General features: G+C 42.1%; 9 protein-coding genes. 1 reads left to right on the forward strand and 8 read right to left on the reverse strand.

Annotated elements, in window-relative coordinates:
• Together WKF69_RS03480 and WKF69_RS03485 are read right to left on the reverse strand one after the other, a co-directional pair.
• Nucleotides 1-2,017, reverse strand: a 2,017-nt coding sequence (locus WKF69_RS03480) for a 2-oxoglutarate dehydrogenase E1 component (protein WP_340379518.1), incomplete at its 3' end; no start/stop codon positions are given.
• 317 nt (nt 2,018-2,334) lie between these two features.
• Nucleotides 2,335-3,753, reverse strand: coding sequence for a DASH family cryptochrome (locus WKF69_RS03485; protein WP_340379519.1), 1,419 nt, complete (start codon nt 3,751-3,753; stop codon nt 2,335-2,337).
• A gap of 313 nt (nt 3,754-4,066) precedes the next feature.
• Between WKF69_RS03485 and WKF69_RS03490 the strand changes: the two genes are divergently transcribed.
• The gene (locus tag WKF69_RS03490; RefSeq protein ID WP_340379520.1) at nt 4,067-4,495 is read left to right on the forward strand and encodes a CBS domain-containing protein; all 429 of its coding nucleotides are present in this window, start codon (nt 4,067-4,069) and stop codon (nt 4,493-4,495) included.
• Between the two features lie 133 nt (nt 4,496-4,628).
• Here the strand turns inward: WKF69_RS03490 and WKF69_RS03495 are convergent, their stop codons facing one another.
• From WKF69_RS03495 to WKF69_RS03520, 6 genes are all read right to left on the reverse strand, one after another.
• A complete protein-coding gene (locus WKF69_RS03495; RefSeq protein WP_340379521.1) occupies nt 4,629-4,943 on the reverse strand; it encodes a (2Fe-2S) ferredoxin domain-containing protein in 315 nt (104 codons plus the stop codon).
• Between the two features lie 350 nt (nt 4,944-5,293).
• The gene (locus WKF69_RS03500; RefSeq protein ID WP_340379522.1) at nt 5,294-6,166 is read right to left on the reverse strand and encodes an FKBP-type peptidyl-prolyl cis-trans isomerase; all 873 of its coding nucleotides are present in this window, start codon (nt 6,164-6,166) and stop codon (nt 5,294-5,296) included.
• A gap of 8 nt (nt 6,167-6,174) precedes the next feature.
• Complete coding sequence (locus tag WKF69_RS03505; protein WP_340379523.1) at nt 6,175-6,642, reverse strand: FKBP-type peptidyl-prolyl cis-trans isomerase; 468 nt, start codon at nt 6,640-6,642, stop codon at nt 6,175-6,177.
• Between the two features lie 254 nt (nt 6,643-6,896).
• Nucleotides 6,897-8,690 carry an acyl-CoA dehydrogenase family protein gene (locus WKF69_RS03510; RefSeq protein WP_340379524.1) on the reverse strand — a complete coding sequence of 598 codons (1,794 nt, stop codon included), beginning with the start codon at nt 8,688-8,690 and terminating at the stop codon, nt 6,897-6,899.
• A gap of 98 nt (nt 8,691-8,788) precedes the next feature.
• Complete coding sequence (locus WKF69_RS03515) at nt 8,789-9,139, reverse strand: four helix bundle protein (RefSeq protein ID WP_340379525.1); 351 nt, start codon at nt 9,137-9,139, stop codon at nt 8,789-8,791.
• Between the two features lie 129 nt (nt 9,140-9,268).
• The coding region (locus tag WKF69_RS03520; RefSeq protein ID WP_340379526.1) for an acetyl-CoA C-acyltransferase at nt 9,269-10,088 on the reverse strand (820 nt) is incomplete at its 5' end.

Below are 10,088 nucleotides of genomic sequence, written 5' to 3' on the forward strand. Positions count from 1 at the left end.
CACCGTTTACGAAATCGCCGAACTGAGCTTCCCAAACAACCAAAGCCATCGGGTTTGCCAAAGCGTATCCATATTCGAATCCAAGAACACCATATTCAGACAAATGAGAGTTGTATATTTCAAATTTCGCTGTTCCCTTATCTAACTGCGCCAAAGGAACGTACTCTTCTTCCGAATCCTCAAGAGTCAAAACAGCATGCCTGTGTGAGAACGTACCGCGCTCTACATCCTGGCCGCTTACCCGTACCCGGAATCCATCCTGAAGAAGGGAGGCATAGGCCATAAGCTCACCCATCGCCCAGTCAAAAACTTTCGTTTCTGACATCTTAAAACGGTCCTGGAATAGCTTTTCAATCTTTTTAAAGAATTTCTTATCGGAAGGAAGGGTTGAAATATTTTTTGCAGTGGACAAAAAGCTTTTCGCCGACACTTTGGTATCTGATGCAGCTCCCTCCCAGTCTGTTGCCAGTCGCAGTCCTTTCCAGGATCCGGCAAGAACGGAATTCATGGCAGAATAGGTTTGATCCTCTTTCGCCTCATTCAAACGCTCCTGCAATAAAGCCCGGAAATTCTTCTCCATTTCTTTCGCAAGATTAGCATCAACGCTGCCCTGCTCAAGTAGCTTTTTGTTATAGATCTCTCTTGGATTAGGATGCTTTTCAATAGCCTTGTACAATAGTGGCTGAGTGAACTTAGGCTCATCTGCCTCGTTATGCCCAAACCGGCGATAACATAAAATATCGATGAATACATCATTATGATATTTCTGACGATATTCTACAGCCATGTTAATAGCATAGACAAGGGCTTCTACATCATCTCCATTGACATGGAAAACGGGTGATAAAGTCACTTTTGCGAGATCCGTACAGTATGTAGACGAACGCGCATCTTTGAAATTTGTAGTAAAACCCACCTGGTTATTGATCACCAGGTGAATGCTTCCACCAGTACGGTAACCTTCGAGTTTTGCCATCTGCAAAACTTCATAAGTTATACCCTGTCCTGCTAAAGAAGCGTCGCCATGTATGAGTATCGGAGCGATGCGTTTGTAATCGCCTCCATATTTAAAATCAATCTTCGACCTGACCATACCCTCAACCAGCGGATCAACCGCCTCAAGGTGTGATGGATTGGGACATAAGCTCAAATGCACTTTCTTGCCGCCAACAGTTTCAACATCTGTGGAGTAACCCAGATGATACTTAACATCTCCACCGAATGGTGTATTTACATCGAATCCCTTTCCTTCAAATTCAGAGAAGATATTCTTGTAAGTTTTATACATGATATTGGCCAGAACGTTCAAACGCCCCCTGTGTGCCATACCAATTACAAATTCTTCGATCCCTAACTCTGCCCCTTTTTCAATCACTGAGTCCAGTGCCGGGATTACCGATTCAGCTCCTTCAAGCGAGAAACGCTTTTGACCCAGGAACTTTGTTCCAAGGAAGTTTTCAAAAACAACTGCTTCATTTAATTTACCCAGGATCCTCTTTTTGGTTTCGATATTAAAGTTGGGAGTATTACGCTCTCTCTCCATCCGCTCTTCGAACCACTTTAGCTTCTCAGGGTTACGAAGGTATTTATATTCGACCCCAATTGATTGACAATAGGTTTCTTCAATAAGAGCAATGATATCCTTTAATTTTGCAGGGCCGAGGCCTACTTCAACACCAGAGTTAAATACTGTTTCCAGATCAGAGTCCTGAAGGCCAAAAGTCTCCAGTTCCTTCCCAGGATAATATGATCTTCTCTCGCGAACAGGATTCGTTTTGGTAAACAAATGTCCCCGCTGGCGATAGCCATTGATCATATTTAAAACATTAATCTCTTTGAAAAAATGATCAGGAGTTTCAGCACTTACTACTCCTGCCTCAGAACCGCGTCCAAAATCGAAGCCCTCGAAGAATTTCTGCCAGCCAAAATCAATTGAATCGGGGTCTTGTTTATATGATTGGTAGAGAGAATCGATGTAGGCAGAGTTCGCGTTACTGATGTATGATAGGTTATCCATTTAAAAACAAAATCTTTTGCGATACAAAAATAAGATTTTAAGCATAGAATTGGTAATAAGAACTCGGTATTTTGAAATTAGCGTGTAACAATGCGTGACCGTGCCTCTGAATGGGAAACGGTATTCAGTAATCGGTGAGCGGTGGAAAACGGATATAGTTACCGGGTAGTGGCTACTCATTATTTGGTAATCAGTAATCGGTAATCAGTAATCAGTGGAAAACGGAGATGGTAACCGTAGTGGTTAGTGATTATTGAGATCGATACGTTCGGTGGACACTGATTACTGGACACTGATTACTGAACACTGATTACTAATCACACCTCCGGCGCAAACGAAGGCCTGGCATGGTAAGCCTGGACAGCATATTCATTTACTTCTTCGTCAGACAAAGTCCAGGGCTGGTGGATCTTCGCTCCGGGAACTGCAGCGAGCTCAGGTACCCACATGCGTACGTAATCACCGTTAGGATCAAACTCCTTCGCTTGTTTTAAAACATTGAAGTGCTGGTATTCTTTTGGATCATTCCCTACACCTGCTATATAGGCCCAGTTCCCCCAATTGTTTGCGGGACAATAATCGATAAGCTTCTCTTCAAAATACGAAGCTCCCCACATCCAGTTCACCTTCAGGTTTCGAACAAGAAAACTAGCTACATTCTGCCGCCCGCGGTTACTCATAAAACCTGTGGTATTCAGCTCTCTTATATTTGCATCTATAAACGGCACGCCTGTCTTGCCTTCTCTCCATAACTCAAAGAGGTCCTGCTGATTTTGAGCCTCTTCCGGAGCAACACCTTTGAAGCCAATTTTCTGAAAGAACTTATTCCCATATTTCTTAAACATGAACCGGAAATAATCCCGCCAGAGCAATTGCAGATATAGAGTATAGGTAGAATCGGACGCACCACGTTCCTGTTCATATTTCTTAATTTCCCAATAAACCTCGCGCGGCGACAAGCAGCCAAAAGCTATCCAGGCTGAAAACTTGGAGGAATAATCGGCTCCTAATAAATTGTTCCTGCTTTGCTTATAATTCTTTACTGAATCGGTCTCCCAGAAGTAGTTGTGCATCCGCTTTAAAGCTTCCGTCTCACCTCCTTTGAATTTCATAACGGACCGATCGTCGGCACTGCTAATTTGTTCAAACCCAAGATCGGATAATGAAGGGAGCACTCCGGTTTCCATGTCTTGCGGAATGCTAAAGCTGCCTGGTGACTTAATGCATTTTCTCACGGAGCTATCGCGCTCTATCTTCTTCCGGAAAGAAGAAAAAACGTCAGGAATATTATTTATTGGAAATGGAAGGTCTTCTTTGTGATATAAGGTATGTCCTATAAAATGCTTGAGATTGATCTTCAACCTCCAGAGCTCATTCTCCACGTCAGCAGAGATCCTTGTCTCCTCTGAAGCTACCTCTCTATGGTGATAGACTTCATTGACGCCATATTTACTTACTAATTCCGGCAAAATATCCTCGGGTTTGCCGTAGCGGATGATCAGATCGGCGCCAAGCTTCTGCAACGACTGCTGAAGATCTCCGACGCATTCGATTAAGAACCTCGCCCGGATAGCCCCGGTCTTTTGTGTCTGAAAGGAAGTAGTCTCAAATTGCCGGGGGTCGAAACAATAAACGGGAACCACAGTCTCACCTTTGCGAACTGCTTCTGTTAATATCTCGTTATCGTGAATTCGTAAATCTTTTCTAAACCAAACTAAAATGGTTTTTCCGCTCATATTTTGTCAGCTATGCAAATAGCCATCGATAAGACTGTCGCTTTCGGCATCATGAAAATTTGTTCAAATTACGTCCTTAACATTGACATTTTCGATCATTTTCGTGTAAGAATTTAAAAACATCGTTTCAACAGCTACTTTTTCCAATTAGCATGCTTTGATTTTCTAAGAAAATTCATTATATTTAGTAAAGCTAATTGTGATGCTAGGAAACCAGCATGAGGTTACTGCTTTAAAAACACAAAATAAGCGCATGTAAGTCCTGCCTGCCCGCAGGCAGGTTAATTGCCGATAAAAACCAAACTGTAGTGTAATGAAAACCGTAAAACACATCGTCCAGAACAAATCAAATACAATTTATTCGGTAAGCCCTGACACATCCGTTCTTGATGCTCTTCAGGTGATGATGGACAATAACATTAGTGCATTGCTGGTCATGGAAGACCAGACTTTAAAGGGAATCTTTACTGAGCGAGATTACGCCCGTAAGATCATTCTCCAGGGTAAATCTTCCAAAGAAACTTTAATAGCTGAAGTTATGACAGCTGATTTGGAAACTATCGGTTTTAATTCGTCTGTTGATGACTGCATGAAAATTATGACGAACAGGCATATCAGACACCTGCCAATAGTCGAGGACGGTAAAGTGGGGGGTATGATCTCAATCGGCGATTTAGTTAAATTTGTGATCGAAGACCAGAAACAAACGATTGAGCAGCTACAGAGTTATATAAGCAGCTAACCAAATTTGCAAATGAGCAAATTTGGAAATGAGCAAATTGGAATGAGTAAATTTGAGAATGAGTAAATGAGCAAATGGCATGACGCTTAGGTGTTACGAATATTGGTACACTAGCCATTTACTAATTTGCTAATTAATCTAATCTGCTAATTTTCAACCTTTCCACCACCCGGTCGTTCTGCAGATGTTCCGAGATAATCTCGTCCACATCGCTCAATTCTACTTTTCCATAGAATACACCTTCCGGATACACCACTACTATCGGCCCGTGTTCACAAAGCTCGCAGCACCCTGTTCTTTGTGCCCTCATGTCAACGGTTAAGCCCTTATCTTTCATGATCTTCTTGAATTCTGCGGTAAGTGCCGAGCCGTGTTCCTCTCCACAACAAACCCTTGCCCCTGGCGGCCGTTGATTGGTACAAATGAAAATATGCTTCTTATAGATCATGTATTATACCTCATTTATGGTTAATTATTGGAGTATACACGGTATCAAAAATAATAATTGTACGGGCAAAAAGATGATTAAATATACTCACACCGGCGGCAAGCCGAGCTTACACGTCGTATTGCCAAAGCGAAGAAGTTGTCCTAAGTATTTATAACGGCACCAGAATTCGCTCTGAAAGTTGCAATTGGGGGAATGAGTTTGTTGGTGCTTGAAAGCACCAAAGCCTCCTCAGAAAAACTTATAAAATCAGGTTATAAGTTTAAATACCCTACCCTCAAGGGAGCGATTGATAATAGCTATAACTGAAAGCACTGAGCCTGAGATAGAAGCCCACAGCACCCCAAAAACTACGGCATGACTTCCGTTACTTTGACCGTGAAGAAAAGAGTAGAAAACGCGGGAATTCCATTACTACCTTCCAATCCGTAACCTAAAGAAGATGGCAAAACCATTCGTATTGTTCCTCCTTCTTTAATCAAAGGAACTGCCTCTTGCCAGCCCTTGACTACATCGCGTAACGCAAGAGTTGCCGCACTTCCGGTACCTGTTTTGTCGAAAACAACGCCGTTTAAAAGTTTGCCTTCGTATTCAGCCTTAACTGTCGAATCAGCCGTAATCGGACTGCCTGTACCCGGCGCATCAATTTTATAATATAAGCCGGAACTCGTTTTTGTGAAACCAGTTAACGCATTTGCGGTTAGGTATTTTTGGATAGTAAAATCCTCATAAGATGCAATCTTACTTTTATCGATAACAGTAACAGTAAGATCAAGAGACGCATTTCCTGGGATAGCTCCCGCGCCGTTACGTCCAAAAGCCGCCCGGGAAGGTATAATCATACGAATTGTGCCAGATTTCTTTTTTAGCACCTCTTTTATCCCTACTCGTACTGCTTCCGGACTAAAGTAACCCAGAAAATTGAAATAACGGTTTGATGAGCTGAAAGTATCTAACGCTGCATATTTACCATCAATAGATTTGAGGGTGAATATCAATGGTGTCTGGTCAGAGTATTCCACATCAGCACCAGAGCCAGGATTAACAACCTGGTAATAAATTCCGCTGTCCTGATATTGAACAACATTCAGCTTATTTGCCTGGATATAAGCTGTGACATTTTTGTCGTCAATGCTCGCAATAGATTCGTACTCCTTTTCACAAGCTGCAATTATGCTTATCAATAGAATTCCGGGTATTGCATATTTAAGAAATTGCTTCATTTTCTGTATTAATTTGTAACGTCTATCAGCTCTATATCGAAATCGAGAACCGCATTTGCAGGAATAGGACCCTGCCCTTCAGGGCCGTAGGCTAACGCAGAGGGTATAAGTAAACGAATTTTGCCACCCTTCTGAATTAACGGAATACCTACCTGCCAGCCTGCTATCACCTGACCTAGCTTAAAAGAAATTGGCTGACTGGTTGTTCCGTCGAACACTGTTCCATTTAGCAATCTACCTGTATACCTTGTACTCACTGTTGTATTAGTTGTATAAGCAATACTGCCGGTGCCAGTGCTAAGTATCTGGTAGTAAAGACCGCTTGCATGTTTTTGGGCTACAATTCCTTTATCACTTATAAGCTTAAGGATTGTAGAATCGTCGATATTCGCCTGCTCTTCCGCATCGATTTTCTTGCAAGAACCCAAAACCAACATCAACGGGAAGATCAGTAAAAGTAAATTTTTGATTTTCATTATATATAATCTCTTCTAGGCGGTTTATTCAGGCTGCAAATTTATCCTTTTAAAGTTTAAAAAGTAAGGATTAACATTATTTAACAAAAAAAGGCACATTCGAGCCAGTTGGCTCGAATGTGCCTTTTTTTGTTAGTTGAGAGTTGACAGTTGAAAGTGGAGAGTTAGCATAACGCCGTAACTTAGTTTATATCCAAACTATATATACGAGATTTTCGGCATTCACTGTCAACTCTCAACTGTCAACTCTCCACTTAATAACAGTATTTATTTGCGTCGATCAATTGTTTAGCAACTCGTTGCCTGGTTTCTTTGATGTTAAAAGGCTCGATTTTGGTAAATCTTCTGAGGCCCACAAGCATCATCCTTAGTTCATCGCCTTCGGCGAAAGAATATAAAGCCTCTTTACCCGCCAGTGCAACCTTATCGACAGCCTGATATAAATAAATACGCATCATATCCAGTTGTCCCTGGCAAGCGTTTGCTCCTCTCATTTTAACAAGCTTTTCAACCCTCAGAATAGTGGATTCAGCAACATAAATGTATCCAATGATATCTGAAATATTCATCAGGATCTCCTGTTCTTTAGAAAGGGTCATCATCAATTTTTGAACGGCAGCGCCTGCAATCATTAAACCTGCTTTCTTAAGGTTTGCAAGAATCTTCTTCTCTGCAGCAAATAAAGAATCATCTTCTTCACCGAAATCAGGAATTGACATTAATTCCCCGGCAACTGCCTGAGCGGGCGTCATTAGATCGAGCTCGCCTTTCATTGCGCGTTTCAAAAGCATGTCCAGGATCAGCATCCTGTTGATTTCGTTCGTGCCTTCGAAGATCCTGTTGATACGGCTGTCTCGATAAGCACGATCCATAGGAGCATCTGCCGAATAACCCATTCCTCCATAGATTTGTACGCCCTCATCTACAATATAATCCAGAACCTCTGAGCCCCACACTTTTAGGATCGCGCATTCCACAGCAAACATTTCTGTTGATTTTAGTTTTGCTTTAGATGGATCCATTCCTTCGGCTACAAGAGCTTCGTATGCATCATCGATATTTTGCCCAGCCCGATAAGCCGCACTTTCAATAGCGAAATTTCTTGTTGCCATTTCTGCCAGTTTATAACGAATGGCACCAAATTTCGAGATAGGAAGATTAAACTGTATCCGCTCATTTGAGTAATTGATAGCTTGATTTAATACCCTCCGGGATGAGCCAATAGACGCAACCCCCAATTTAATCCGGCCGATATTCAGAATATTCACCGCTATTTTGAACCCATTCTCCCGTTCCGATAGCAGGTTAGCAACTGGAACCGGACAATCATTGAAAAATACCTGACGGGTGGAAGAACCCTTTATGCCCATTTTATGTTCCTCTGGATTCATGGTTATACCTCCAAAATCCTTTTCCACAATAAACGCCGACAAATTTTTATCATCATCGATCTTGGCGAAAACAATAAAGATATCTGCAAATCCACCGTTAGTGATCCACATCTTCTGTCCGTTAATTATATAGTGAGTCCCTTCAGCATCCAGAACCGCTTTTGTCCGCCCGGAATTCGCATCGGAACCTGAATTTGGCTCCGTGAGACAATAAGATGCTTTCCATTCACCCGAAGCCAGCTTCGGAATATATTTATCCTTTTGTTCTTTGTTTCCGTAGTACAGGATTGGAAGGGTACCGATGCCTGTATGAGCTGAGAGTGCTACTGCAAACGAGCAGCCTGGTCCGATAGAGTCCGCTACCAGCATGGACGTATTAAAGTTCTTCCCGAAACCGCCGTACTCTTCCGGAATCGAAACCGCCAGTAAGCCTAACTCTCCTGCTTTATCCATCAAGCTGGTCATCAGCCCTTCTTCCTGCGTATCGATTCGGTCAAGGTTCGGATAAACTTCGCTTTCCAGGAAATCTTCGCAAGTTTTCCTGATCATCAGCTGTTCTTCATCGAATTCCTCGGGAATAAAGATGTCCTCGCACAAAGTTTCGCGGATGATAAATTCACCGCCGCGGATGGTAGCCTTTTTATTGTTAGTTTCCATTTAATAATTGCTTTTGGATCAAGGAACAAAGAGTAAAGAACAAAGACAGCTATGTTCAATTTGAAATTTATCTCCCGAAATTGGTCCGTGTATGTATCTCATTCAAGTGTTTTTAAAAATCTTAATAACATTTTTTGAAGTGTTATAATTTTTGTTGTTAGTGTGTCAAGGGCCTCAGTAGAGATAATCCCAACTTCATTTGATAAAGTCAATTGGGTTTCCAACTCAAATAATGATCCTATTGATATCTTGATGAAGTGCGCGAACTCCTTGTTAGAACTTCTCGAAGAACCTTCTGCAATATTTGAAGGAACTGACACACTGCATCTATTCATTTGTGATACCAACCCAAATTTCTCTTCTTTAGGAAAAGTGGAGGTTGTTAAGTATACTTCCTTTGCAAGAAGCATTGAATTTTTCCAAATAGTGAGTTTTCTAAAATTGTGCATCGAGAATATAATGAGTACATGAATTATTCTCATTATACAGTTCTGATCACTTAACTGTCGGATAAATCCGTTCGTGCTCCAAAATTATTTAGTTAACGGCCATAGTCCTTACTCTTTGTTCCTTGCTCCCTAAAATATTTCAAAAATCCCAGCTGCTCCCTGTCCCGTCCCAACACACATCGTTACCATACCAAACTTCTTTTCTCTCCTTTTCAACTCATTGAACAGCTGAACCGAGAGCTTCGCACCCGTACATCCCAGCGGATGTCCAAGGGCGATTGCACCACCATTAACATTTACCACTTTCGGGTTAAGGTCGAGTGTACGGAGGATGGCAAGAGATTGTGAAGCAAATGCTTCGTTAAGCTCTATTATATCAAGATCCTCCTTCTTCATTCCTGCCTTTTTGAGCGCTAAGGGAATAGCTTCAATGGGCCCTATTCCCATTATTCTCGGTGGTACACCCGCAACTCCGTAACTTACAAGGCGTGCGATGGGCTTGACGTTGAGTTTCTTAAGCATGCTCTCTGAAACAACCAATACAAAAGCGGCCCCATCGGACGTTTGGGAAGAATTTCCGGCAGTTACCGATCCCCCGGCAGCGAAAACTGGTTTAAGTTTGGCTAACTTATCTATTGCGGTATCGGCTCTGGGTCCTTCATCAGTATCTACAACATACTCCCTGGTTTTCTTTTTCAGGTTTTCATCCAGATAATTTTCTTTTACAGTGATGGGGAGAACGCCTTCTTTCAGATGTCCATTTTTAATAGCAGCGATAGCCTTTTGGTGGGATTTAAGGGAAAAATCATCCTGATCCTCCCTGCTGATATTATATTCTTTAGCTACAGCCTCCGCAGTAAGCCCCATTCCCCAATACCAATCAGGATGGTTTTTGGCTACATCGGCATTGGGCACCAGCTTCCATCCGCCGAAAGGCATACCCGACATA

Origin of the sequence: Daejeonella sp. (genome assembly GCF_037719425.1) — a bacterium.
GTDB lineage: Bacteria > Bacteroidota > Bacteroidia > Sphingobacteriales > Sphingobacteriaceae > Daejeonella.

What these genes read in the sequence shown, in the direction of transcription:
- WKF69_RS03485 (WP_340379519.1), bottom strand. Translation starts at nt 3,753, where the DNA reads ATGAGCGGAAAAACCATTTTAGTTTGGTTTAGAAAAGATTTACGAATT.
- WKF69_RS03490 (WP_340379520.1), top strand. Translation starts at nt 4,067, where the DNA reads ATGAAAACCGTAAAACACATCGTCCAGAACAAATCAAATACAATTTAT.
- WKF69_RS03495 (WP_340379521.1), bottom strand. Translation starts at nt 4,943, where the DNA reads ATGATCTATAAGAAGCATATTTTCATTTGTACCAATCAACGGCCGCCA.
- WKF69_RS03500 (WP_340379522.1), bottom strand. Translation starts at nt 6,166, where the DNA reads ATGAAGCAATTTCTTAAATATGCAATACCCGGAATTCTATTGATAAGC.
- WKF69_RS03505 (WP_340379523.1), bottom strand. Translation starts at nt 6,642, where the DNA reads ATGAAAATCAAAAATTTACTTTTACTGATCTTCCCGTTGATGTTGGTT.
- WKF69_RS03510 (WP_340379524.1), bottom strand. Translation starts at nt 8,690, where the DNA reads ATGGAAACTAACAATAAAAAGGCTACCATCCGCGGCGGTGAATTTATC.
- WKF69_RS03515 (WP_340379525.1), bottom strand. Translation starts at nt 9,139, where the DNA reads ATGCACAATTTTAGAAAACTCACTATTTGGAAAAATTCAATGCTTCTT.